Genomic DNA, 25214 nt, shown 5'->3' on the forward strand with positions numbered 1-25214 from the left:
TTTTACTCAAAGGTAAAGTTAATGAACAGCCCTCTAGTCATCATTGCTTCAATATTGCCTGTCCATGGGCTGTTGGGATTATTGTCACGGACCAATTCATCATTAATGGCAAAAACGCCACGGATAGAGGGTGTAAACTTGAAATATTCCAAATAGAAATCTATCCCAAAACCCATTTCATAATAATAGGTAGTCTTCTTCATTCGGAAAGTGCCACTGCTATTGTCGTCCAAACTTTGTTCATTGCTGCCCAAGTTTAAGGAGGTCGATGCCCCTCCAACAAGAAATGGTTTCCAATTCCCCAGTCTTTTGGTACTAACCTTTAGGAGTAAAGGAAAGTTTATATAGGTCGACTTTACCTCCCTAATGGCGTCCCTTTCGTTATCAAATCCCGGAAAACCTAAATTTCGCTGGTTGTAGTGCAATCCAGGTTCAAAACGAAGATCCAAAAATTTGTTAAGACGCAGTTCCCCAATGAGCCCTACATTAAAACCATAGGATTTGTCCACCAAAATGTCGGGCAGATCGTCTTTGTATTCAAATTTAAAGTCATATTGATTGAAGCCTAAAAAATATCCCCAATTTAGTAATGGCTCGTCCTCATTTTCAAGGTTCATTACGGGTTTTTCATTAAACTGGGCATTGGACGTGGTGCCCACTGCGCAAAAAACAATTAAAAGAACAAATATATTTTTCATATTTTACTTGGTAGCTACGTATATGGAAGCAACCCCAAATGTTTGGGGCTTGTTGTCTATACCTATAAACCCGATTTTGGCCAAAATATTGTTGAACTGTTGCCCGTGTGGAAAAGCAGCTGCGGATTCCGATAAATAGGCATAGGCACTGCGATCTTTGGAAAATAACTTACCAATGGCCGGGAGGATAAATCTAGTATATAATTTATATCCTTGTTTGTAGGGGGTTTTTGTGGGTATGGAGGTTTCCAGAACTACAAATGAACCTCCTGGTTTTAAGACCCTAAATATTTCCGCAAGGCCTTTTTCAAGGTTTTCAAAATTCCTAACCCCAAAGGCTACGGTGATGGCATCAAAGGAATTGGCTTCGAAGGGAAGGTTTTCACTGTCGCCAACAATCATCTTGATAGTGTCTCCCAAATTTTTGTCCGAGATTTTTCTTTTTCCAACCTCCAACATTCCTGGGGAGATATCCAAACCGATAATTTCCCCAGCACCTGTTTGAGCCATATTAATGGCCAGATCGCCCGTTCCGGTTGCAATGTCCAAAATCTTATCGGGATTGTTTTTGGAGACTATGGATACTACGCGCTTTCTCCATTTAATATCTATTCCAAAAGATATAACCCTATTAAGTCCATCGTAATTTCCGGAAATAGTATCGAACATTTTTGTTACCTGTTCCTTTTTACCTAGTGTTGAATCTTTATAAGGGGTTACCTTTTTATTCATGATCATTAAATTTTTGGTAAAGATACTATATAGGCATAAAGTTATACTTCTAATTTTTACAATATGCGCTGACCTGTATTTCTTTAACTGGGATATTTTCGAATACAACCCGATTTAATTATGTAATTTTGTCCCGCTTACATTCATATTTTAAATGGAATATGGTTTAATAGGCTTCTTTCCTGTTTTGGGAAAATTGGATTTGATCCTAATTCTATAGAAGGTGTGAATAGGAAAAGGATTTGGTTTATATTTAAACTAAGTTGACGTAAGGAGAAACATTCGTAAGGCGGTATTTACCATTAATTATTGTGCGCTTCGGTTGATGAAAAACAATTTATATAACAGATGAAAATTATTATTGCAGGGGCAGGTGAAGTAGGTTTTCATTTGGCGAAATTATTGTCCTATGAATCCCAAGATATTACTCTTATAGATACGAATAAGGATAGTTTATCTTATGCGGACAGTCATTTGGATATTAGGGTGCTTAGAGGGGATGCCACGTCCATTGCCATTTTAAAGGATGCACAAGTAGGGAAGTCCGACCTTGTTATTGGGGTGACTTCTTCGGAGACCACCAATATTACCTTGTGTATGTTGGCAAAACAATTGGGCTGTAAGCGAACAATAGCGCGTATTTCCAACGCAGAGTTTATTCATAACAAGGATGCCATCAGATTTCCGGACTTGGGTATTGATGAGCTTATTTCACCAGAGGCTTTGGCCGCAACTGAAATACAACTATTGTTGAACCAATCCGCTTTTAACAATACCTACGAATTTGAGGAGGGTCTTTTGATCATGGTGGGGGTATCTTTGCCAAGGACCGCACCTTTTGTGGGAAAGACCGTTAAGGAAGCTGCAAGGATATTTCCCGAGCTGCATTTTATGCCCATTGCCATCCAAAGAATGGGTACCCAATACACTATTGTGCCAAGGGGTGACACGGTTTTTAAGGAAAATGATCAGGTGTATTTCATTACTTCCAGGGAAGGGCTGGACGAATTGTACAAACTTACCGGTAAGGAGAAAAAGGAAATTAAAAACGTAATGATACTTGGCGGTAGTAAGGTGGGCTACAAAACCGCGAGGGATCTTTGTAGAAATAAGTTTAATGTAAAGCTTATTGAGAAGAATAAGGAAAAGGCCTTTGATCTGGCAGACGAACTGCCCAATGCATTGATCATTAATGGTGATGGTAGAAATGTAGAACTGTTGGAGGAGGAAAACCTGGAGGCTATGGATGCTTTTGTAGCAGTTACGGGAAATTCTGAAACGAATATTATGTCTTGTCTGGTGGCAAAATCCAAGAATGTTAAAAAGACGATTGCCCTAGTGGAAAACATGGATTATTTTCAATTGTCGCACTCCATAGGAATAGACACTTTGCTCAATAAAAAGTTGTTGGCAGCAAATAATATTTTTAGGCATATAAGGAAAGGCGAAATTGTGGCGATGACCCGGTTGAACAATTTAAATGCAGAGATTTTGGAATTCATCGTTAAACCAACATCCCAAGTAAACGGACAGATAATTAGGGAGCTTGAGTTCCCCAGGGAAGCTACCATTGGAGGGGTTATAAGGGATAATGAAGGGATTATTGCCCTAGGAGGGTTTAGAATTACAGAAGGTGATAGGGTAGTGGTATGTTGTTTGCCAAGTGCCATTCCAAAAATTGAAAAGCTGTTCCTATAGTATGGGCTTAAATTCTAAAATTATTTTTCACCTCATGGGATTACTATTACTTTGTAATGGTTTTTTTATGATTTTGGCTGCAGTGGTAAGTGGAATTTATGACGACGGAGCTACTTTGGATATTACATTTGCCGCCCTGGTTACGATGCTTGTAGGTGTTTTGGCCATGTTCTATACGCGGAATCACAAAAAAGTGGTTAAGCGGAAGGAGGGGTACATCATTGTTACTTTTGGTTGGTTGGTCATGTCTGCTTCAGGGATGTTGCCCTATCTTTTTTCCGGTGCCATTCCGGATATTACCAACGCATTTTTTGAGACCATATCCGGTTATACTACTACAGGGGCTTCGGTTGTGGATGATATAGAGGCATTACCGGAAGGAATACTGTTGTGGAGGAGTTTAACCCATTGGATAGGGGGAATGGGGATCATAGTTCTTGCGATCGCTATTTTGCCGCTTTTAGGAATTGGAGGAATGCAATTATTTGCGGCAGAAGCTCCAGGGCCGAGTGGGGATAAATTACATCCTAGAATTACGGATACCGCCAAGCGACTTTGGTTAATTTACTTTAGTTATACTGTGGCAGAGACCCTGCTGTTAAAATTGGCCGGAATGTCTTTTTTTGATGCCATGAATCACTCTTTGGCAACCCTTTCCACTGGCGGTTTTTCTACCAAAAATGCCAGTATGGCCTATTGGAACGATCAACCCTTGATTCAGTACATTGTTATTTTATTCATGTTTTTGGCCGGAAGTAATTTTGTTCTAAGCTATTATGCCTTTAAGGGAAAGGTGCAAAAAGTAATTATGGATGAGGAATTTAAGTTCTATTCCATATTTATTTTGTGTTTTACCATAGTGGCCAGTTTGGTGGTGTATTTTCAGGCCAATGTACCGGTGTCGGATTTTCATCCCATGATATTGGGAGAGTGGGAAAGCGCATTTAGGCATACCTTGTTTCAAGTGGTCTCGGTAATTACCACTACAGGTTTTGTTACGGCCGATTTTACTTCATGGACGCCCTTTTTGACCATATTCTTTTTTGGACTGTTTTTCCTTGGAGGTTCTGCCGGTTCAACGGCAGGAGGTATCAAGGTAATGAGGCACTTGCTTATTATTAAGAACGGGCTATTGGAATTTAAGCGCACCCTGCATACCAATGCCATTATTCCTGTTAGGTATAATAATAAGACAGTGCCCGAAAATATCGTATACAATATAATTGCATTCTTTGTGCTCTATATGTTGTTGTTTATAATTGGATCCTTGGTACTTGGTGCACTGGGGTTGGACTTTGAAAGTGCAGTGGGAGGGGCCGCATCCTCTTTGGGGAATGTTGGTCCGGCATTGGGTACTTTGAATCCGTTGGTCAATTTTAATAGCCTTCCTGCCCTGGGGAAGTGGTGGTGCGGATTTCTAATGCTTTTGGGTAGGTTGGAGTTATTTACAGTATTGATACTGCTTTCACCATATTTTTGGAAACGTACTTAGTGTATATAAAAAAAGAATTAAAAAAAAAATGGGCGTCGATGAAGATGCCCATTTTTTTAGGTATAAAGTCCGTATTATAAAACTGCCTTTATTCTCGCCATGGCTTCCCTTAGTTCCTTCTCTGAAGCAGCATACGAAATACGTATGCAATTATCATTTCCGAAGGCCTCCCCGGTTACAGTGGCCACATTGGCTTTTTCCAATAGGTACAGGGCAAAATCCGAAGCATTATTGATCAATGTTCCATTAATCGTTTTTCCAAAAAAGCTGGAAATATCAGGAAATACATAAAATGCGCCCTCGGGGACATTAAGATTGAATCCTTTTATCTCTCCCAATAGTTCCAGAACAAGATCGCGTCTCTTGTGGAATTCGTCTATCATAAATTGGATGGAGGATATTGGCGCGTTAAGCGCAGCTATGGTTGCCCGTTGGGCAATGGCATTGGCGCCACTGGTGATCTGGCCCTGAAATTTGTTACAGGCCCTGGCAACCCATTCCGGCCCTCCTATGTAACCAATTCGCCATCCGGTCATGGCAAAAGCCTTGGAGACGCCGTTTACCGTAATGGTACGGTCGTACATGCCTTCAATATTGGCGATACTTACATGGCCACCCCTAAAATTGATATGCTCATAAATTTCATCGGATACTATAAAAATGTTGGGATGCTTTTTCAATACTTCGGCCAAACCTTCCAATTCTTCCTTACTGTATACCGACCCACTTGGATTACAAGGGGAGCTGAACCACATCATTTTGGTTTTCGGTGTAATGGCTTTCTCCAGCTGTTCCGGTGTCATCTTAAAATCGGTATCGATGCTGGTAGGGACCTCTACTGGTACACCTTGGGCCAATTTAACAATATCACTATAGCTTACCCAATAAGGAGCTGGGAGAATAACCTCATCGCCATCGTTGAGCATTACCATGGCAATATTGGCCAAGGATTGTTTTGCTCCTGTTGAGACTACAATTTGGTTAAGACCATAAGTAAGTCCATTGTCCCTTTTAAATTTATTGGCAATGGCCTGTTTTAAATCGGCATAGCCATCCACAGGGGAATAGCTACTGTAATTCTGGTCTATAGCCTCTTTGGCCGCTTCCTTGATAAAATCAGGGATGTTGAAGTCGGGTTCCCCAAGACTTAAGCCAATGATATCTTTACCTTCATTTTTTAATTCCCTGGCTTTGGCAGCCATAGCCAATGTGGCCGAGGTGGACATGGAATTGATCCTATCGGATAAATGGTTCTTCATTTTCTGTTATAATTTACTGATATTGTAATTCGGGTTTTTTGCCCAGTTCCTTTAGATGTTTGAAGTGCGAAATTATGGCTTTTCTTGTAGTTTTATATTCGTTGTACGGTAAATTAAACTCATTTGCAGTCTCTTTAACAATTTTGGCAATTTTTGTGTAATGTATATGACTGATGTTCGGGAAGATATGGTGTTCCACCTGATGGTTTAAGCCGCCCGTAAACCAGTTTACTATGCGGTTTTTGGTGCCAAAGTTCACTGTGGTGAACAACTGGTGAATGGCCCAAGTATTTTTCATGGTACCGTCCTTTTCCGGCAGTGGGGTTTCCGCTTCATCCACAACATGTGCCAATTGAAAAACTACGCTTAGTATTACTCCGGCAACATAATGCATGATAAAAAAGCCGATCAGGATTTTCCACCACGCAATGTCCAGAAATACCATAGGTACTATAATCCAAATGGTTATGTATATTAGCTTGGTTACTACCAGCATACTCCAGTTTATAAAAGGATTAGGAAACTTGCCATAGGCCAGTTTCCTTTTGGTATAGCGGTACATTTGTTGAAAATCCGTGGTTATGGCCCAGTTAAATGTAAGAAGGCCATAAAGGAAAATGGAGTAAAAATGCTGAAATTTATGGAATTTGTGCCATTTGGCGTGCTTTGAAAACCTAAGTATCCTTCCAGCTTCCAAATCTTCATCGTGTTCATGGATATTGGTATAGGTATGGTGAAGTACATTGTGTTGTACCTGCCAGTTATATACATTTCCAGCAAGGATATAGATACTGCCTCCCATTAGTTTGTTTACCCATTTTTTATTGGAATAGGAGCCGTGGTTTCCGTCGTGCATTACGTTCATTCCAACGCCTGCCATACCAATGCCCATGGTTATGGTGAGTAATAAATTGGCCCAATTTGGGAGCCCTAGGGTTAGAATTAGAAAATAGGGTGCCAAAAATAAGGCAAACATTACGGCAGTCTTTAAGTGCAATTTCCAGTTCCCTGTCTTTTTAAGATCGTTTTCCTTGAAATAATCGTTAACGCGCTTGTTAAGGGTTTTGAAAAATTGCGCAGAGTCTTTTCTTGAAAATCTTATGGGTCTGTTATCCATGATTTAATTTTTTGTAAATATACGGCAAAACGAGCCCAAATTAATTATAACTGCTTTGTTAAAACTTAGGCCATGCCTATTAATGTACTATTTTTGCAATAATTTAACTAAACATAATGGACTGTACAATCATTTATAAATATTTTCCAGATTTAACCGATTTGCAAAAACAGCAAATTGAGAAATTACAACATTTGTACCAGGACTGGAACTTAAAGATAAATGTGGTTTCCAGAAAGGATATAGATGAGTTGTATCTTAGACATGTGCTACATTCTTTGGCCATAGCAAAATTTCAAAAATTTAATACCGGGGCGAAAATATTGGATGTGGGAACCGGTGGCGGATTTCCGGGGATACCCTTGGCTATTTTATATCCCGAGGCCCATTTTACATTGGTCGATGCCATTGGTAAAAAAATCAAAGTGGTGCAGGAAGTGGTGGCTGGACTGGAAATTGAAAATGTCACTGCGGTTAATTCAAGAGTGGAGGAAATTACGGAACAGTTCGATTTTATTGTAAGTAGGGCAGTGGCAGCCATGCCAACTTTTACACATTGGGTGAAAGGTAGGATAAAAAAGAAATCTGTACACGAACGCAAAAACGGGATCCTTTATTTAAAAGGAGGGGATCTGGCCGAAGAATTGAAGGAATACCGTACGGTGGAAATCTATAATCTTTCCGGAATTTTTGAAGAGGAATTCTTCGAAACCAAAAAGTTGGTGTACTTACCGGTAAAATTTAAGGGCTAATTCTATAAGCTTAACATGTGGTAATAGGACTCCCTACAAGTTTTGGCGTAAGCCTTTATGTAATTGGGTATATTTCTTAATGAAAAGCTTTTCAACTTTTCCTGTGTTTTGTTTTGAATATTATTTTTCATGATCTTGGGCTTTTAAACTGACTATAAATTTACAATAACTTAACGTTAAATTTACATTATAATTGTCTGAAGATTGGTTTAAATTATGTTAAATCTGTCTTTTGGCCTAGGTTTTTAGGGGTTTTGATGGTTTTAGGCGGCCCATTTTATGACTTTTACAGAGCAAACCCTGGATGGTATATATTAACCAATAGGGTAGCCATAAGAACCCTATAACAGTAAGGCCCGTATCTGCAAAGAGCAAATACGGGCCTTGGAAATTTGGTTTTATACCTTTATCCCAAGAAAGGGTATCTGTAATCTACAGGGGTTACAAAGGTTTCCTTTATCAACCTTGGGGATACCCAACGCAAAAGGTTTTGGGCAGAACCGGCCTTGTCGTTCGTACCAGATGCCCGTGCTCCACCAAATGGTTGTTGACCTACAACGGCACCGGTGGGTTTGTCGTTGATGTAAAAGTTGCCGGCACAGTTTTGCAATGCTTTGGTGGCTTCGGCAATTGAATAACGATCTCCTGAGAGTACGGCACCGGTAAGTGCATATTCAGAGGTGCTGTCAATCAATTTTAGCGTTGTGGACCAATCCTTGTCCTCATAGATGTAAATCGTGACCACAGGACCGAAAAGTTCGGTTTCCATGGTGGTGTATTTTGGATCTGTGGTTACAATTACGGTAGGTTCTATAAAGTAACCTTTCGATTTGTCATAATTTCCTCCTACATAAATTTCGGCATTCTTGTCCTTTTTGGCTTGGTCAATATACTTGGCCAATTTATTAAATGAACCTTCGTGGATTACGGCCGTTATAAAGTTGCCCATATCCTCTGGAGAACCTGGTTTGTTGAACGATTCCACATCTGTTTTTACATAATCCAATATTTCCTTGGATATGGATTTCGGAAGGTAAACCCTAGAGGCTGCACTACATTTCTGGCCTTGGAATTCAAAAGCCCCCCTTACAATTGCAGTTGCAACTTGTTTTGGGTTGGCGGTAGGGTGTGCAAGAATAAAATCCTTACCTCCGGTTTCGCCAACAATCCTAGGGTAGGTTTTGTATTTGTGGATATTGTTCCCGATCTGTTTCCACAATTCCTTAAATACATGGGTGGATCCAGTGTAATGAATTCCAGCAAAATCCGGACTGTCCAATGCTACTTTTGTAATCATTACCGGATCACCGTAAACCACATTGATAACGCCGTCGGGTAATCCTGCTTCCTTAAGGATATCCACGATTACCTTGGCAGAAAACACCTGACTGTCACTAGGTTTCCATAAAACCACATTGCCCATCATTGCGGCACTTGCGGGAAGGTTCCCTGCAATTGCAGTGAAATTAAAGGGGGTTATGGCGTAGATGAAACCTTCCAATGGACGGTATTCCACCCTGTTCCATATACCTTCCGCAGAATCTGGTTGTTCCTCGTAGATCTGGGACATGTATTCTACGTTGAAACGGAGGAAATCTATAAGTTCACAGGCGGCATCGATCTCGGCCTGATGTATATTTTTGGATTGCGCAATCATAGTTGCGGCATTGATTTTTGCCCTATAGGGACCTGATATCAATTCAGCGGCTTTTAGAAATATAGCAGCACGTTGTTCCCATTCCAGGTCTGCCCATTGATTCCTTGCTTCCAAAGCATTGGATATGGCGTTGGACACGTCTTCCTTGTTGGCAGTATGGTACTGGCCAACGATATGCTGATGATCGTGCGGGGGGGAAATGGTTAATGTGTTTTCAGTTCTTACCTCTTTTCCGCCTATGTACATTGGAATGTCTGCATTGCCATTGAAATAGATACGGTATTGTTTTAGTACTTCTTCCCGCTCTGGAGTTCCGGGGGCATAACTTTTAATTGGTTCGTTATATGCCGTGGGGACTTGAAAAAACCCTTTGCCCATGATATTATTTTTTTTAGGTTCAAATTAATGGCAAAGGTACTAAATGCACCAGCGAAAATAAAGCTAAGTGCTAAGTGAATTTTGGGATATGGCGAAAACATTCCATTTATTAGGTTATGGGGATCAGTAAGATTGGCACTTTTCCAATCCCAATCACTTCCCATAAATCAAAATCATGGAAATATTAAGTAAAAAGTAGAGTTGTGATTTTAATTTAGGGCAAATGGAGCACTAAATTTAAAGGTGGGGATGTATACCCTGAATTTCTCGGAATTGGTTATGCCTACCATATTGTAATGGCCTTTCATAGCCCCAATGGTGGAAGCCAATAGACAACCGGAACTATATGTGTGGGACTCCCCAGGTTTAATGACCGGCTTCTTCCCAATTACCCCTTCCCCGTCCAATACCTCCAATTCATTTAAGGAATCATAAATCTGCCAATGACGTGATGTCAATTGAACCGAGTCCTTGCTTTGGTTCTCTATGGTTATGGTATAGCCGAAAGCAAAATGCATTTTGTAGTTTTTGAAGAAAGTTCCTTCAAAACTGGTGTTTACCGAAATTTTAATGCCTTTTGTTACCTGTGTTATCATAAGATCGGATTCTATTATGTAAACAAACTTCCCGTTGTATGCATACAATTATAATGCCATTATATATAAAATACTGTATTTAAAAAATACGTATTTAACTACGGTAATCAATCTACCTTCCTCAAAGGAATTACACATTGTTTTACAAAGATAAAGCGCAAATACTACAATTTATCTTAAAATTATCATTCTTTTAATAATGAATGTGTGCCCTCCAATACGCAATTATTCAGCAAGATAAATAACAACTACTAATTCTAAAAGTTAATGTTTATATAATCGTTGTAATCATATTTATTTCTGATGTAAATCATTACGGTTGGTCTCTGCACCAAAACCGGAACCATTGTTGGGAAATAGTGCGGGTATCCTGTTTATTCTATCTTTTTCTGTAATTAAATTACTAATGAATTTGTAACTACTGGGGGTATTGAATGTAACTTTGGGTAAACCCGCTAAAATTTATTTAAGATGAAAATGGCAGCAGTTAATGAATATTGAATTATTTTTATTAGTGAAACTCAATTTTGAGAAGTCAGTATGACGCATTTAAAATTGCAAGTTGAACTAATCCCGCCTTTTTCGGCGGGATCTAGGTTCAATACCTCGACCCAAGGGTCGATTCCTATTATTGGGTTTGGGCCCTACCTTTGTCGGCAGACAGGCCTGTCTGCCGACAAAGGCAGGCTTGCGCTGAGGTTTAATACCTTTTATTTTGCAATGGAATTTTAATTGTGGAAACTTGTAGAAGCATAATATGGTGTATGAAGGTGTAATGAATTTTTTAGGGCAAACCTGGGCCGGTTTTCTTAGGTTAATGTCCTATGTTCGGCAACATCCTTTTAAATCATTTTTATATGTGGTTATTACAGGCTTTTGTACACTGTGTTTACTTTTTGTGCTTATTTACCTAGGGGCTTTTGGAAAATTACCCACCAAAACTTATTTAAAGAGCTTAAAAAATCCGGTCACTTCAACCATCTATGCTTCCAATAAGGAGCCCATCGGGTATTATTACCTTCAAAACAGATCAAATGCCGATAGTTCACAAATAAAACCTGCCCTAATACAGGCACTGGTAGCCACCGAAGATTCACGCTTCTATGAGCATCGGGGGATAGACTACAGGAGTTATGCACGGGTATTGATAAAATCCATCATTTTGCAGCAAAATGCCGGTGGTGGGAGTACCATTACCCAGCAGGTGGCCAAAAATTTGTTTGGTAGGGAGAAACAGTTTTTTCTTTCTACGCCGATCAATAAAATTAGGGAGATATTTATTGCCCGAAGATTGGAAAGTATTTATGACAAGGAGGATATTATATTGCTGTATTTTAATACAGTTTCCTTTGGGGAAAATATCTATGGCATAGAAAAGGCGGCATTTCGTTTCTTTAATAGGGCACCAGAGAAATTGACTTTGCCGGAAAGTGCCACTTTGGTGGGCCTCCTAAAGGCTCCGTCCTACTATAATCCGAGAAATTTTCCGGAAAGGGCCGAACAGAGACGTAATGTGGTTCTTTCCCAAATGCTAAAACACAAATATATTTCGGAGGAAACCTTTCAGGAGGCCCGAACGCCAATGAAGGTAGACTATCAGACCCCTAAAAAAGTATCTTCTTTCTCTGCTTACTTCAAAGATTATGTGGCAACGGAATTTGCTGAGTGGGCTGAGGATAATCCTTCTCCCGATGGACATACTTACGATCTTGAGGCGGATGGCTTAAATATTTATACCACTTTAAATTTCAACATTCAGCAATATGCGGAAACTGCCTTGCATAGACAGGCGGACAATCTCCAGAAACTCATGGACAGGTATTGGGCGGCAGCGACCACGGAGGGTGGTAGGGAGGTGTTGCTACAACAATTAGTCGATCAAAATAGGGAGGTAAGGCAGATGCGACAAAGGGGTAGGACCGAGGAGGAAATTGCGGCCTTTGTCGGTGAAAAACATAAAAGAAAATATTGGGTGATCGGTAAGGGGTATGAAGAGCAAATGCTGTCGTTGGAAGATTCAATCGCCAAAAGTATCAATAGGTTACATGCCGGCGTTATAGCGGTTAGTAGCAATTCTGGTAGGATAATGGGCTATGTAGGGGGTATCGATTATGGATTTAGCCAAACAGATAATATTGTTACACCAAGGCAGGTAGGATCTACCTTTAAGCCTATTACCTATTTGGCAGCTTTGGAGGCAGGGGAGGATCCTTGTAATTATTACGATAATACCCTAATTACATATTCCCAATACGGGGATTGGAGACCGCGAAATTCGAATAATAAGTATGGCGGTAGTTATTCGATGCACGGCGCTTTGGCAAATTCCATTAATACGGTTTCGGTGACCCTACAACTTAAGATCGGAACGGAGAAGGTTTTGGGGCAGGCAAAGAAAATGGGTATTGCATCAAAACTTCCCAATGTACCGTCCATAGTATTGGGCACGGCCGATATCAGTTTATTGGAAATGGTAGCCGCATATGCCAGTATTTCCAATGGTGGTAACAAAATAAGCCCCTATGCCATTGATCGCATAGAAGATGAACAGGGCAATGTTTTGTTCCAAGCAAAACCACAATACAAAGGAAGGGTGGCGAGCACAGAAAATATAAAGGCCTTGCAAAAAATGATGGAAGGTGTTGTTAGGGATGGCACTGGCTCCCGTTTAATGGGCTATGAAATTCCTTTTAATATTATTGGAAAGACCGGAACTACCCAAAATAATGGGGATGGTTGGTTTATTGGTTGCTCCCCGGAACTGGTTGTGGGTTCTTGGGTAGGCACCTTTGACAAACGAGTACAGTTTGCATCTACTAGTATGGGATCTGGTGCCAATACAGCCCTGCCAATCGTAGCTTCCATTTTTAAAAATTTGAGTTATTGGAAAAGACCTTTGCTTAGCAATTTTGAGTACGATTTTGACTATTTTCCTTGTAGGCCTTTCGTAGCATCCGATGCCAAGGAGGCTTATGAACTGGCCCAAACAGATTCTACTTATTTACAGGAATTGCGAATTAAGGACACCCTTGCCATCTTACAGGATAAGCCTATAGAAATAGATAGTATTCAAGGAATTGTACCCGGCGGGATGCCCTTGGATTCTATAGTAAAGGATAGTGTCACAACCAACATCGATATATCCAATACAGAGGTTGAGTAGGGAAACAGGAACTATTCTCGCTGTGCTTTTGGGAAAGGTTAAGGTTCATAAGAGTGGATTTTTTTTAAAAACTTACTATCCTTTGGGTGATTATGTTTATATTCCTATAGAAGGAGCTCTATGCCCTAAGAAATATCGGGGGGTAGGCCAAGTGGTGTAAACTTTCATGGAAATATAACTTTAGCCATTGAAATGTAAGTGGTTGAAAAAAAATACATGGTTTTGGCTTATAATTTTTTCTTACATTTGCTGAAACCCACGTATAGGAAAAATAGTACTTTATAAAAATATAGACTTACCCAACCAAGAAGCGAGAAATCCTCGTCATCATTTCTGTGATTGTTGTATATTGATAAAACACACTTTAAGCTTTCGGAGAGAACGATGCCCAGCGATTTGAATATGCTATTATACACTTTTTAAGGTTATGATGATAGAGACAGTTTGCATTATTGATGACGATCCCATTTTTGTTTATGGGACCAAAGTTCTATTAAATTACAACAGTAGTTTTTGTTCTTCGGTTATTGTACATGAAGATGGAATGGAGGCTTTGGAAAACCTTACCGCAATGGTCAAAGGTGGGGAGCAATTGCCCGATTTGATTTTTTTGGATTTGAATATGCCCATTATGGACGGTTGGGAATTCTTGGATGAATTTGTAAAATTGCCCATTAAGAGAAAACCTAGGGTGTATATAGTGAGCTCTTCAATTGATAAACAAGATATTGAAAAGGCCAATACGTATGATATTGTAAAAGATTTTATAGTGAAGCCACTGTCAGAATCCATTCTCTCAGATCTGTTCAAGACCATAGAAACAGAGGGTGCTGCTTAAAACCTTGTTGTGAAAATATTGGCTTTGTTTGTTTTGTAGTTTTTTGTGGTGATCTGTCTTTCCCTGCTGGTGGATGAAGTCCACACAATTTGAATTGTGGTAATATGCATCAACATTTTACAATATAGTTGAGAGCCCTCGAATATTATATAGGTTTTTACCGTTGTTTACAATATAATTGGAACAATGTAGACTGGTATGATAAATATGATTTTCACATATTTCTGATTAATATTTTAAGTAACAAAAATGGATGTTCCTAATAATAAAGACCATCCATTTTTGTTATACCCATGCATTATGCATGGTAGATTGAACGTACAACGAACAAATTTTTTCTTAATATCCGGTTATGATTCAATTAAACGCAAGACTTTTAAACGCCATTCTGCAAGTTGGAAGAGGCCGTCACCATTATTCTCCGTAATAAGCAATTTGTAAAAAGTATAGGCCGTTTCGTTTCCAAAGGAGAATTCAACAGTTTGTCCTCTAGAGGCAAAGGATTGATTGGTCCGGCTATCCAGAACGGTCCAGTCGCTACCGTTATTTGATCCTAATAATTGCCATGTTTTAGGGTCTCTTGAAGGGGCATCGTTTGCAGAGGTCAGTGTGTATCTATTGACTATCTGGGCTTCTCCACCAAAAATTTGCTGTAAGAACAAATCGGCCGCATAATTAAATGTTAGGTATTTGGAAGAAGTATCCATGTCTATTAGTTTCTTTGAGCCTTCACCAGCGTCCGGACCTCCCGGGTTTTCATAGTTTACGGTAATTAAGGCTGCGCCCTCCTCGGTAATGTCGACAATTTCCGTTACGGGGTCAAATTCATACGGCATGTCCGGATAGTCCATTTTCGCCTGGATAAGTTCCGTGGCCCATTCTTCTGTCCATCCAAAAGCACTTTCAGCTAAGGGTTGCAGATCAGAACCTACCGAGCCACTATAAAAATGTACAAATTCGCCCATGTTCATTTGGGAGGTATAGGAGCCGTCCAGCTTTGGAAATCGCTCACTGCTAGTTTTAAAAAAACGGCTTAATGCGGCGCTACCACCATGATCCTTGTATACTGGAAGGAACCAATCCTTAAACCAGTTGGAGCCGGGACTGGGGTAGTCCACTATGGTGGAAATGTTTTTTTCGTACACTCTTAGGCTGTCCTCGGTCATTCCTAGATTGGAGTATACATCATATAAATATGATTGGCTCCATTGGTCGCCCCAAAGGTTGGATGCCGGAGAGCCGTAAGTATTATTGGTGGCCGATTCCACAATTTGACTGGCTTCCAAAATGATGGTGTCCGTGTTGTCTGAGGTCATTTCACTGCCATTTAATGGAATGTCTATAATATTTCTACCGCCATGCTCCTCGTTAAAATAGGTAGTGTTGAAAGGTGTTCCCTCTGTATGGAACACTCCATATAAACGTTGGTTTCCTAGTTTTCCGTAGGTGTCATTGGTAAATTCCCAAAGGTTGTTCAGAAAACGGTAAGGCCATTCCAAGGGCCGCTCTACCTTATCGTCATAATATACGGCAACGTAATCGTCATAGTATTGTCTATATAGGGTATCATTACGATTATTCCAGGTCTGTGCCAAAATCCGATCTGGGGCACCGTCTGGGTCATCGTTTATAACGGACACAGGGAGTCCTTCAATATCGGAGAGAACGTCGTCTGTATTGCATGAATAAAGGCAAGCCATAAGGCTGGCCAGATATATGGTTAATAATTTATTTTTCATCTTAATTTCGTTTTAATAATTAATATTATAAAAAGTGGATTTTGCTTCTTTTAATTGGGTGTTCCATTCCTCCGGCCACCCAAAGGCATTTTCGGCCAGGGGTTGTAAATCCGCGGCGGCTGCACCGCTCCAGAAATGAACGAATTCTCCCATGTTCATTCGCCTTGTATAGCGATTTCCTTCGGCATTTTTGGGGAAGTGAAGAGCCAGAAGTTCGTAAAAGCGGTTTAACACCTTATTTCCTCCATATTCAGTGTATATTGGGTAAAACCAATCCTTGAACCATTGAGTACCAGGCCTTGGATAATCATCTACCTGTTCCATTAGATTATTGAAGGTATATTCGGCATATTCTTCCTGTCCTGTGTTCCTATAGACATCATAGATAAAGATTTCTGCCCACTTGCTATCTTTCCAAATGTCCCAAGCAGGATTTTCCTTAATACCGTTTGCCGCTCCTTCTACAATATGTCCAATTTCATGGATCATCATGCTAAGTCCCTCTTCCGGACTGGGTTCCAACCAGGTATAGGGGCCGCAATCTACCACATTTCTGAAATCATGGCTTGCATCCATATAGGGGGAAGGATGTCCTCCAGAATATTTTCCAGTATGTAATATGGCATAGAGCTTAGGGTCTTCCCCAAATTCCCCATATACACTTTTTATGTACTTCCAGACTTTTCCCAAATAGGCCTTGGGCCATTGGATTGACTGGTCAACATCCTTGTCAAAATAAAGTGCCAAATGTTCATCCGAATATACTAGATGGACCAACTGTTTGTGTTCAAACCAGTGTTCCTGCCATTTTTCCGGTGCGGCAAAGGGGTCCCCTTCGCTAGTATCCTCCTCTTCCTGATGGAATGCCTCTTTATCTTTTTTTGATTCACTGGAAGAACATCCTGATATAGGGAGTACAAAAATTGCCAATAAAACAATAAAAAGTATGTGCTGTTTTTTTACTATCATGATATCATTTTGTTATTTAAGACATGGAAGGGTTCACTTCGTACAATTTCCAAAGTTGATCCAGGGTTTTACCGGTATATTTTTTCCATAAACCTGGTGTATATGTCTTTTCCCGGAGGTGATAGTCTAATTTTTTAACAAGTTCTTTGTCAAAATTAGCCGTAGTCCATACCAAAAAGTTTGCGGTAATCCTGTAACTATTGGTATAGTGCTGCCCATCCTTGTATTGGGTTAGATACCAATTGGCACGCTGATTGTCAACGCCATACACATGGCGCACGTAATCTGCTATACCTTCTGTAAGCCATCCAGGTCCGGAACCATTAGGATATGCCTGGATAATGTGCATCCCTTCATGGGTTATCAAATCTATGTCCGTAGGATGTTGATGTATCCATTTGGAACTTATGGTTATAGCACCATTTTGTGCATAGGCCACTCCATTGTAAGAGGTGTCGATCTTTACTTTTAGATCAGTGCGCGCATTTTTATTAAAACGCTTCATCAACTTGGGATAGGTTTTAAAAATAGTCGAGACAAATTTTTTCACAATTGCCTTGTCAATGCTAGGGTCTTCATTGTGGAATTGAATTTCTACTCCATGTCTCTTAAAATTTTGAATCTCTTGTGCAGATACCCCTGTTACGAACATGGCCAAAATATAAAGCTGTATGGCAATGGTATTTATTTTCATTTTTTTTATTATTGGTGAAACTAATTTTGCAATGTTTTTGGTAAATCGGATTTCCCGAACAAACAGGAAACCCGATCAACTTAATAAAAGCAAAAACTAACTAACTACCATCCGGTATTTTGGATCAAATCGGTATTGGTATTGATCTCATCCTGTGGTATGGGCCACAGATAGTGTTTATTGGTAAAGACACGTGTTTCAAAAGGAACCACATTGTAAAACTCCGATTCATCGGTAGTATTAATGTCCAAACCATGAATTTCCCCATTGAGGATATCTTGGGCCACTTTCCATCTTCTGATATCAAAATACCTAACATTTTCAAAGGCAAGCTCAACCTTTCTTTCCTTGTGGATGGCCTCGCGCATGGATGCCTGATCAGCAGGGACATGTAAGCCCATAGTGCCGTATCCGGGGATTCCGGCCCTAGTTCTAATGGCATTCAGATAAATTAAAATGTCGGCATTTCCAGGGTCGTATTCGTTAAGGGCCTCAACGTAGTCTAGGTATATCTCGGCCAATCTGATCATGCTAAAACTTCTGTTGGAATTGGACCAGGTGTCAACCACCATATCCTTTCTCACTATATAGCCTGTGGTAGAATAATCGTTGCCACCAACTTCCTTGCCGGAGTTGCCCCCGTACCAGGTTTCTGTGATGGCATCCCCGTAATTACGTACCATCCATAAGCTATTGTTGTAAGTGATACCAGTATAAAATCGAGGTTCCCGATTGACCCATTGATTAAAGGTTTCCCGTTCTTGAAAGTCATATGGAGCTTTGTAATTGGAAAAACCTGTATCCTGATAACCGGAAGTAGGATCTTCAATAGATCTTCCATTGGCCATGAAATAGGAGTCTACCATTTCTTGGGTTGCACCCAAGGCACCACCTCCTTTTATTTCACTGGCATAACCGTTGTGGTAAGGGGTCATTTCATACTGTCTATAATTGCTCGCTCGGGTTCTAGCGTAAATTATTTCGCTGTTCCAATCTTTCAACATTACATTACGTGTGGATAGATAAGGATCAAAAACCCCATTTTCATTATTTTCGGTATAGAGACTAAATTCGGTTGGCACAAACTCCTCAATAAATGCTTTGGCTGCATCGGCAGCTAGCTTCCATTTATCATTATCTGTAGTTTGATTAATGAGATGAGTGCCTTCGGAGTTCATTAAATCGGCATAATCGGTGTTGCCATTAAACAAAGGGCTGGCCGCTAAAAGCAGCACCTTTTCCTTGATAGCAAGGGCAAACGGACGAGACATCCTTCCGGCATTGGCCCCTCTAAATTCCAGCCCGGACAATGTACTGGCAGCTTTATCAAGTTCGGCAACGATATAGGCAACACTTTCGTCCATGGTGGCTCTTTGAAGTCCGCTTAGATCCGCGTCAGGATCTATTGGTTCTTCGCCCATTAAAATAACGGGTCCCCATGTCCTTATCAGATTATAATAGAAGTAGGCGCGCAAAGTCCTTGCCTCTGCAGTGTATTGGAGAATACGTTGATCAGAACAGTCTTCGCATTGATCTATACTTTGTATAAAGGTAGAAGCTGCACGGATACCGCGGTAAAAGTTAGACCATAACGAACTTACCTCGGAGGTTGTGGCGTCCCATGTTCCTATATTCATATTGTTGCTCCAAACAAAGGACCAGGTGTATTCGGCCTCGTCAGAGGCAGCAGTCCAGGGTCCGGAATTACCATTTGTAACGAAACGCTGATTGGTTTCCTGTGGGATCCTGTTGTAAATATTGGCCAGATATTCCTCTACCGTATTTTCTTTGGAAAAGGTCTCATCAAATGTTAATCGGTCGTCGGGGACCTGGTCCAAAAAGTCATCGTTACATCCACCTAAAACAATTAGCACGCTAATTAAAAGAAAAAGGTTTGTTAACGGAATTCTATCTAAAATTCTTATGTTGTTTATATGCATGGCTATGTTGTTTAAAATTGAACGGACATTCCTAAAGAACCTACAGAAATATTGGGGTAGGCGCCACCATTGCTCGTTAATAGCTCTGGATCCCACAGGTCAAATTTGCTGATCGTAAAAAGATTGGTCCCCCTTAGGTAAAGGCGAATATTTTTCACCTTTACCTTATCGCTGATGGTTCCTGGCAAGGTATATCCAAGTTCAGCTGTTTTTAACCGTAGAAAATCTATATCACGAATCCACCATGAACTAGGTTGGGTATTGTTGTTTTGACCCACTCCCGAAGATCCATAGGATAGACGTGGATACATGGCATTGGTGTCATTATTTTCCACTGTCCATCTATCGGTAGCAACACTAAAAAGGTTTCCACGGCCCCCATCGCCATTAAACGGCATGATACCGGTTCCGGACAACATAATGTCGGCCTGACTCTGTCCTTGGAAGAACAAGCTTAAGTCGAAACCCTTATACTTACTGCTTATGCCAAAACCATAGGTAAAGAATGGTACATCGCCATCACCAATCCGTCTTTGGTCATAAGCGTCTATTTTACCATCGTTGTTGAGGTCTTTATAGCGGATATCCCCAGGCATGATCTGCCCGAATTGGGTTGGGTATTCCCCATCTTCCGGTGTAATGAACCCATCTTCATTGGTGTCATCTGTGAGTGAATATAGCCCTTCTGCCACATATCCCCATCGGGATAGGAGGCCGCTGGACCTACGATCCAACCAAGAATATGGTTGTTCTGGCTGGCCATTCTCTATAATTTTATTTTTGTTGTAAGAGAAGGTGCCCCTGAACCCTAGGTAGAGATCATTAAAAGTTTTATTGTATTCCAAAGTTCCATCAAAACCCTTATTGTCCACTATCCCTAGGTTTCCAGAAGGATCGGAAACCAAACCTATGTAATTGGGGACATCACTTCTAGATAGGAAGGCCCCTTCGGTATGTTCTTTAAATACATCAAAGATTAGTCGTAGGCTGTTGTCAAGAGCAGTGACTTCCAGACCTAGATCCTGTTTTCTGGATTCTGCCCAAGTAACATCCACTCCTTGATAGGTTTCAGCTATACCGCCTACATATCTAATACTTTCGCCAAAGTTATAGCCATCTTGGCCGTTTTCTACCCGGCTCAAATAAGCAAAGCGGCCAGCCCCTGAGTCCGAGCCTACCAAACCATCTGAATACCTTATTTTTAAATAATCGATAGTGTTGCTAAGAGGTTCAAAAAAGTCTTCATTGGAAATGACCCAACCAGCAGCTATTGAAGGGAAAAAACCATATCGATTATTGGGGGAAAAGTTTTCCGACCCATTGTAACCAGCATTGAACTCGGCAAAATACCTATTGTCATAGGAGTAGGTTGCCCGTCCTGCAAAGCCTTGGTTACGATATGGTATGGAGGAGGTAAAGTCGGTCGCAAAACCATCAGTATAATCCGTTCTGTTGAACAACAATAAACCGGTAACGGCATGTTCGTCAAAACTGCGGTTGTAATTCAATGCGGCTTCCAAATAAAACCTCCGTGTATTTCCATTGGTAGGCCTGTTGTCAATTATGGGTCTTTCAAAACCTAAATAATTGCCCGATCCGGTGTAGGTCTCAGTTAGTAAGAGTTCCCCATCCTGTGTATAGGGAAAGTTAGGATCTACATAATAGGTATTCTCTCTTTTGGATCTTTTAATATTGTTTCTGTTATAGGCGTCAAAGGAAAACATACCGGTTATGGACAATCCTTCCGTTAATACGTCCAAATTTTGAGTTAGCCTTAAATTGGAATACAGCTGGTTACGAGTATCGGTCCTAAGTCCCCTTAAAGCGACATCGGCATAGGGATTCCGTAGGTCGCCATTGGAACTACGCCCAGGAACAAAACCACCAGGGTAAAGTACAGGGTATTCCACAGGAGGCACTAACATTGCCTGGGTGAAGATGCTTGAAGCATCCTCGGCGGGATAATTTCCCTCGGAGAGATATCCTTGTAGGCCTAGGAGCATTTTGGTGGAAGGGGTAATGTCTACCGTAAGGTTTGAAGTGAAATTATATCGTTTATATCGGGTATCCGAATCGTAACTTTCCAAACCATCCGTAACAAATAGGCCAGTTTCATCATAATAGCCTATGGATACATAGTATTGGGAATTTTCTACCCCGCCACTAACATTGGAAGAGATTCTACGGTTTTTTCCGAAGTCGTTAAAAACAGTATCGAACCAATCAACATCGGGGTACAATAATGGATTGATGTTGGAGGCGGTCCGTTGTATTGTTTCATCTGAAAATCGGGCCACATTGCCCCTGGTTACCAAGGCTTCGTTGGCCAACTGCATATAGGTGACCCCATCTGCCAAGTTGGGCATTTTGGTAAATTGGGTTACACCTTCGTAGTAGTCTACCGAGACGGAAGGTTTGCCCTGTATGCCTTTTTTTGTTTCGATAAGGATAACCCCATTGGCACCTCTTACCCCATAGATGGCTGTAGCAGAGGCGTCTTTTAATACAGTAAAGGAATCTATGTCCCGTGGGTCGATATTGTCAAGACTCCTTTGTACCCCATCTACCAGTATAAGAGGGGAGGCATTGCCAAAAGTTGAGATTCCACGAATCCAAATATCGGCCCCATCGTATCCTGGCAATCCCGAGCGTTGAACCCCTGTTAAACCAGCTACTCTACCCGCCAGAGACGTACTTAGGTTGGCAACAGGTTGTTCAATTTCTTTGGGCTTAACAGTTGATTGGGCCCCTACTAAACTAATTTTTTTTTGTGTCCCGTACCCAACAACCACAACTCCGTCCAAACTACTGGCGGCTTCCGTTAGCTTCACATTGAGGGTTGTTTTTCCCTCTACAGGTATTTCTAAGGTCGAGTACCCTAGATAACTGAAGACCAAAACCGCATCGTTTGAAACTTCAATACTATAATTACCGTCAAAATCCGTAGCGACACCATTTAGAGTACCTTTTTCCACAATATTGACCCCTGGAATTGGGATACCTGTTTCGGCATCGGTTACAGATCCCGTTACTGTTGGGTTTTGTAGATAGGAAGAAGGGCTCAGTTGATTGGTCCTCGGACCTTTTTTTAAAATAATCTGATTTTTTAAAATGGTATATGCAATATCTGTATGATCAAATAAGAGCGATAACACTTCATGGATATTCTTGTCCTTAATATTTACGGTTATTCTCGGAAAGTTTTCTATAAGGTCATAATCGCCAAGAAACTTATATTCACTCATAGTTTCGATCTTTCCAAGTACCGTCATTATTTCGGCATCTTGGACCGTTAATGTAAAATTGGTTTCCGCACTGGGGTTTGCAGCTGGTATCTGCCAAACGTTGGTGAGTACCAAAAACAAAAATTTGATCATAAGAGGGATGTTTTTGGGTAAAAAGGAATCTGTACGATTCCAATTAATTAGGATTTTCATACTTTAGCTTAATAATTAGTTAATGATTTGAGCGATCATTACTTTCATAATCGGGGAATGTTTGCAGCATTTCCCGATTTTATTTTTGTAGTAATGAGTTGTTTAGTTTTTTAAAGGTTTTTTTCTATTACATTTTTATTTGGTTTTTAGAGGTTCATAAATGGTAATTTCCCTACCCTCCACCTTGTATTCAAACGCTTGACTTTCTTGAAAGGATCGGAATATTTCTTCAATGGTCTCGTTATCAAATTTGGCGAAGAATCGTTTGTCATTCAGTTGTTTATATTCATTGTTGATTTTTACATCGAAATGCCTTTCCAGCACCTTAAGTATATTTTCGAACGGCCTTACCTTGAAGACAAGTCTGTTGTCTATCCAGGCAACAAATTCCTCTACATCTACCTTTTGTACATCGATTTCCGAAGACTTATTGTTAAAAAGCCCCATTTCACCTGGTTTTATGATACGCATTTTCGTGTTTGAAGTTGAAGTTTTATCATTGGAAAGTCCTACGGAACCCTCAATGAGAACTGTATTCACCGTGCTATTTTCTGCATATCCGTTTACATTGAAACGGGTACCCAGCACCTCGACCTTCAAGCCTCTTTGATAAACCTGAAATGGTCTTTCGGAATCTTTTGTCACCTCAAAAAAGGCCTCTCCATCTAGAAAAACCTCTCTTGGGGCGTTAACGGCAAAGGCTATGGGGTAACGAATCTTACTTCCAGAGTTTATAGTTACAAAGGTCCCGTCTTCAAGAATGAGTTTAAACTTTTTCCCCAAGGGCACGGAGATCTCGTTATATATAACAGATTGTTCGTTGAGGTCGACAATCTTATCGTTAAATTTTCTATAGTTAATAACTCCATGGTCCTTTTTGGCAATTACTTGTCCTTTGTCATTGGTGATTACTTCGGATTCGGTTTCAGAAAGTATTTTTACAGTGCCATCTTCCAATTGAATAGTAATGGCATTTTCTGGAATTTCCAAGTTAGTGGAGGAGTTGCCATTGTAGAACACTTTTAATACACTGGATAAACCAATTAGCAGCAAAATGGCGGCAGCTGCTTTTAAGAATACATGGTATTTCCTATTTTTGGGTTTGGCCAGTTTTTCCTGAATGTTGGCAAAACCACCTTCCACATCAAAGGAGGGTAGCTCACGGTTTAGCAGATATTGGTCTTTGGCAAATTCTTCAAATTCCTTCCTGTTGGCATCATTTTTTATTAGCGATTCCAATTCCCTAAGCTCACTTTTAGTAATGCTCCCAGAAAAATATTTCCCAATGAGTTCCCTTAATTTTTCCATTTCTTAACCTTTCTTATTCATAAAACAACATAAATTTAAAAAACCCTTAACCATATAGTATATTTTTTTGCTAAATCGATTAACTTGTTCGCGATTTTATAAGTCAGCGATTATTCAAATATTTAATTAACAATCGATTATAATGATATTTGCCATTATTATTTTTTTTGATATAATCCCATTTATTGATGGCTAAGGTGGAATTGGTGGATAAATTACGGGATGGAGACCATGATGCCTTTAAACAGGTTTTTCAAGAGCATTATGAGGCCCTTTGTTCCTTTTTGCTGACTATGGGACTTTTTGATAGGGCCATTGTGGAGGATATTGCCCAAGGTTGCTTTATTACACTTTGGGAAAAGCGCTCTTCATTACGTGGAGGTTCCAGTCTTAGGGCATTTTTATTTACCATGGGTTATCGCAGATTTCTAAATCGGATAAAAAAGGAAAAACGTCATGTTTCGGCCTTGGAGGAACTGAAGTATGTAAGTATGATTAAAAATATTGCTGAAGATGACGAGTTTCGGTCCAAAAGACATTTCCAACTTTGGAAGTTGATCGATGAACTTCCAGAAAGATGTAAACAAGTTTTATTGCTTCATAAGGTTCAGGGATTATCTTACGTGGAAATTGCAAATGAACTGGGTATTTCAATAAAGACAGTAGAATCCCAGATGCGCATCGCCTATATAAAGATTCGGGCGGGTTTTCAGGGAGATGGTATGGAATCCAAAGAATAGGAAATAA

The 25214-nt window shown here is 40.3% G+C and carries 18 protein-coding genes; 6 read left to right on the forward strand and 12 right to left on the reverse strand.

Annotated features, from left to right (window positions below; translation table 11 throughout):
• Positions 1–2: 2 nt before the first annotated feature.
• Together C7972_RS07810 and ubiE are read right to left on the reverse strand one after the other, a co-directional pair.
• Entirely contained in the window at positions 3–698 is a 696-nt protein-coding gene (locus C7972_RS07810; RefSeq protein ID WP_110355658.1) for a porin family protein, read from the reverse strand.
• A gap of 3 nt (positions 699–701) precedes the next feature.
• Positions 702–1430, reverse strand: a complete 729-nt coding sequence (gene ubiE / locus C7972_RS07815) for a bifunctional demethylmenaquinone methyltransferase/2-methoxy-6-polyprenyl-1,4-benzoquinol methylase UbiE (RefSeq protein WP_110355659.1) — start codon at positions 1428–1430, stop codon at positions 702–704.
• A gap of 348 nt (positions 1431–1778) precedes the next feature.
• Between ubiE and trkA the strand changes: the two genes are divergently transcribed.
• The gene (gene trkA, locus C7972_RS07820; protein ID WP_110355660.1) at positions 1779–3128 is read left to right on the forward strand and encodes a Trk system potassium transporter TrkA; all 1350 of its coding nucleotides are present in this window, start codon (positions 1779–1781) and stop codon (positions 3126–3128) included.
• Between the two features lies 1 nt (position 3129).
• Positions 3130–4620, forward strand: a complete 1491-nt coding sequence (locus C7972_RS07825) for a TrkH family potassium uptake protein (protein ID WP_110355661.1) — start codon at positions 3130–3132, stop codon at positions 4618–4620.
• Between the two features lie 74 nt (positions 4621–4694).
• On the opposite strand, the gene C7972_RS07830 is transcribed toward C7972_RS07825, so the two are convergent.
• Positions 4695–5879, reverse strand: a complete 1185-nt coding sequence (locus C7972_RS07830; RefSeq protein ID WP_110355662.1) for a pyridoxal phosphate-dependent aminotransferase — start codon at positions 5877–5879, stop codon at positions 4695–4697.
• Between the two features lie 13 nt (positions 5880–5892).
• On the reverse strand, positions 5893–6996 hold the full coding sequence (locus C7972_RS07835) for an acyl-CoA desaturase (RefSeq protein WP_110355663.1): 1104 nt from the start codon (positions 6994–6996) through the stop codon (positions 5893–5895).
• A gap of 116 nt (positions 6997–7112) precedes the next feature.
• On the opposite strand from C7972_RS07835, the gene rsmG reads away from it, so the two are divergent.
• Positions 7113–7748 carry a 16S rRNA (guanine(527)-N(7))-methyltransferase RsmG gene (gene rsmG, locus C7972_RS07840; RefSeq protein ID WP_110355664.1) on the forward strand — a complete coding sequence of 212 codons (636 nt, stop codon included), beginning with the start codon at positions 7113–7115 and terminating at the stop codon, positions 7746–7748.
• A gap of 406 nt (positions 7749–8154) precedes the next feature.
• Here rsmG and pruA read toward each other — a convergent pair whose 3' ends face one another.
• Both pruA and apaG read right to left on the reverse strand, forming a co-directional pair.
• Complete coding sequence (pruA, locus tag C7972_RS07845; RefSeq protein ID WP_110355665.1) at positions 8155–9783, reverse strand: L-glutamate gamma-semialdehyde dehydrogenase; 1629 nt, start codon at positions 9781–9783, stop codon at positions 8155–8157.
• A gap of 209 nt (positions 9784–9992) precedes the next feature.
• Complete coding sequence (apaG, locus tag C7972_RS07850) at positions 9993–10379, reverse strand: Co2+/Mg2+ efflux protein ApaG (RefSeq protein ID WP_110355832.1); 387 nt, start codon at positions 10377–10379, stop codon at positions 9993–9995.
• Positions 10380–11154: 775 nt separating this feature from the next.
• On the opposite strand from apaG, the gene C7972_RS07860 reads away from it, so the two are divergent.
• Positions 11155–13542 (forward strand): transglycosylase domain-containing protein, encoded by a 2388-nt coding sequence (locus C7972_RS07860; protein ID WP_110355833.1) that lies wholly within the window; start codon positions 11155–11157, stop codon positions 13540–13542.
• A gap of 427 nt (positions 13543–13969) precedes the next feature.
• The gene (locus C7972_RS07865; RefSeq protein WP_110355667.1) at positions 13970–14380 is read left to right on the forward strand and encodes a two-component system response regulator; all 411 of its coding nucleotides are present in this window, start codon (positions 13970–13972) and stop codon (positions 14378–14380) included.
• 350 nt (positions 14381–14730) lie between these two features.
• Here the strand turns inward: C7972_RS07865 and C7972_RS07870 are convergent, their stop codons facing one another.
• The 6 genes from C7972_RS07870 to C7972_RS07895 all read right to left on the reverse strand — a co-directional run bounded on the left by C7972_RS07870 (position 14731) and on the right by C7972_RS07895 (position 24467).
• Complete coding sequence (locus C7972_RS07870; protein ID WP_110355668.1) at positions 14731–16119, reverse strand: discoidin domain-containing protein; 1389 nt, start codon at positions 16117–16119, stop codon at positions 14731–14733.
• Positions 16120–16131: 12 nt separating this feature from the next.
• Positions 16132–17088: a hypothetical protein gene (locus tag C7972_RS07875; RefSeq protein WP_110355669.1), complete on the reverse strand. Its 957-nt coding sequence runs from the start codon at positions 17086–17088 to the stop codon at positions 16132–16134.
• A gap of 16 nt (positions 17089–17104) precedes the next feature.
• The gene (locus C7972_RS07880) at positions 17105–17782 is read right to left on the reverse strand and encodes a basic secretory family protein (RefSeq protein ID WP_258364793.1); all 678 of its coding nucleotides are present in this window, start codon (positions 17780–17782) and stop codon (positions 17105–17107) included.
• Positions 17783–17886: 104 nt separating this feature from the next.
• Positions 17887–19722: a RagB/SusD family nutrient uptake outer membrane protein gene (locus tag C7972_RS07885; protein WP_110355670.1), complete on the reverse strand. Its 1836-nt coding sequence runs from the start codon at positions 19720–19722 to the stop codon at positions 17887–17889.
• 11 nt (positions 19723–19733) lie between these two features.
• Positions 19734–23099, reverse strand: coding sequence for a TonB-dependent receptor (locus C7972_RS07890; RefSeq protein WP_258364794.1), 3366 nt, complete (start codon positions 23097–23099; stop codon positions 19734–19736).
• 195 nt (positions 23100–23294) lie between these two features.
• Positions 23295–24467, reverse strand: a complete 1173-nt coding sequence (locus tag C7972_RS07895) for a FecR family protein (RefSeq protein WP_110355671.1) — start codon at positions 24465–24467, stop codon at positions 23295–23297.
• Positions 24468–24655: 188 nt separating this feature from the next.
• Between C7972_RS07895 and C7972_RS07900 the strand changes: the two genes are divergently transcribed.
• On the forward strand, positions 24656–25207 hold the full coding sequence (locus C7972_RS07900) for an RNA polymerase sigma factor (protein WP_110355672.1): 552 nt from the start codon (positions 24656–24658) through the stop codon (positions 25205–25207).
• The last annotated feature ends 7 nt before the right edge of the window (positions 25208–25214 follow it).

Origin of the sequence: Arenibacter sp. ARW7G5Y1, assembly GCF_003201775.1 — a bacterium.
Taxonomy (GTDB): domain Bacteria; phylum Bacteroidota; class Bacteroidia; order Flavobacteriales; family Flavobacteriaceae; genus Arenibacter.

Excerpts from the sequence above, each read along its gene's own strand:
- C7972_RS07835 (WP_110355663.1), bottom strand. The coding sequence starts at position 6,996 with ATGGATAACAGACCCATAAGATTTTCAAGAAAAGACTCTGCGCAATTT.
- C7972_RS07825 (WP_110355661.1), top strand. The coding sequence starts at position 3,130 with ATGGGCTTAAATTCTAAAATTATTTTTCACCTCATGGGATTACTATTA.
- C7972_RS07830 (WP_110355662.1), bottom strand. The coding sequence starts at position 5,879 with ATGAAGAACCATTTATCCGATAGGATCAATTCCATGTCCACCTCGGCC.
- ubiE (WP_110355659.1), bottom strand. The coding sequence starts at position 1,430 with ATGAATAAAAAGGTAACCCCTTATAAAGATTCAACACTAGGTAAAAAG.
- C7972_RS07865 (WP_110355667.1), top strand. The coding sequence starts at position 13,970 with ATGATGATAGAGACAGTTTGCATTATTGATGACGATCCCATTTTTGTT.
- C7972_RS07810 (WP_110355658.1), bottom strand. The coding sequence starts at position 698 with ATGAAAAATATATTTGTTCTTTTAATTGTTTTTTGCGCAGTGGGCACC.
- C7972_RS07860 (WP_110355833.1), top strand. The coding sequence starts at position 11,155 with ATGAATTTTTTAGGGCAAACCTGGGCCGGTTTTCTTAGGTTAATGTCC.
- C7972_RS07900 (WP_110355672.1), top strand. The coding sequence starts at position 24,656 with ATGGCTAAGGTGGAATTGGTGGATAAATTACGGGATGGAGACCATGAT.
- C7972_RS07880 (WP_258364793.1), bottom strand. The coding sequence starts at position 17,782 with ATGAAAATAAATACCATTGCCATACAGCTTTATATTTTGGCCATGTTC.
- C7972_RS07890 (WP_258364794.1), bottom strand. The coding sequence starts at position 23,099 with ATGATCAAATTTTTGTTTTTGGTACTCACCAACGTTTGGCAGATACCA.
- pruA (WP_110355665.1), bottom strand. The coding sequence starts at position 9,783 with ATGGGCAAAGGGTTTTTTCAAGTCCCCACGGCATATAACGAACCAATT.
- C7972_RS07895 (WP_110355671.1), bottom strand. The coding sequence starts at position 24,467 with ATGGAAAAATTAAGGGAACTCATTGGGAAATATTTTTCTGGGAGCATT.
- C7972_RS07885 (WP_110355670.1), bottom strand. The coding sequence starts at position 19,722 with ATGCATATAAACAACATAAGAATTTTAGATAGAATTCCGTTAACAAAC.
- C7972_RS07870 (WP_110355668.1), bottom strand. The coding sequence starts at position 16,119 with ATGAAAAATAAATTATTAACCATATATCTGGCCAGCCTTATGGCTTGC.
- apaG (WP_110355832.1), bottom strand. The coding sequence starts at position 10,379 with ATGATAACACAGGTAACAAAAGGCATTAAAATTTCGGTAAACACCAGT.
- rsmG (WP_110355664.1), top strand. The coding sequence starts at position 7,113 with ATGGACTGTACAATCATTTATAAATATTTTCCAGATTTAACCGATTTG.
- trkA (WP_110355660.1), top strand. The coding sequence starts at position 1,779 with ATGAAAATTATTATTGCAGGGGCAGGTGAAGTAGGTTTTCATTTGGCG.
- C7972_RS07875 (WP_110355669.1), bottom strand. The coding sequence starts at position 17,088 with ATGATAGTAAAAAAACAGCACATACTTTTTATTGTTTTATTGGCAATT.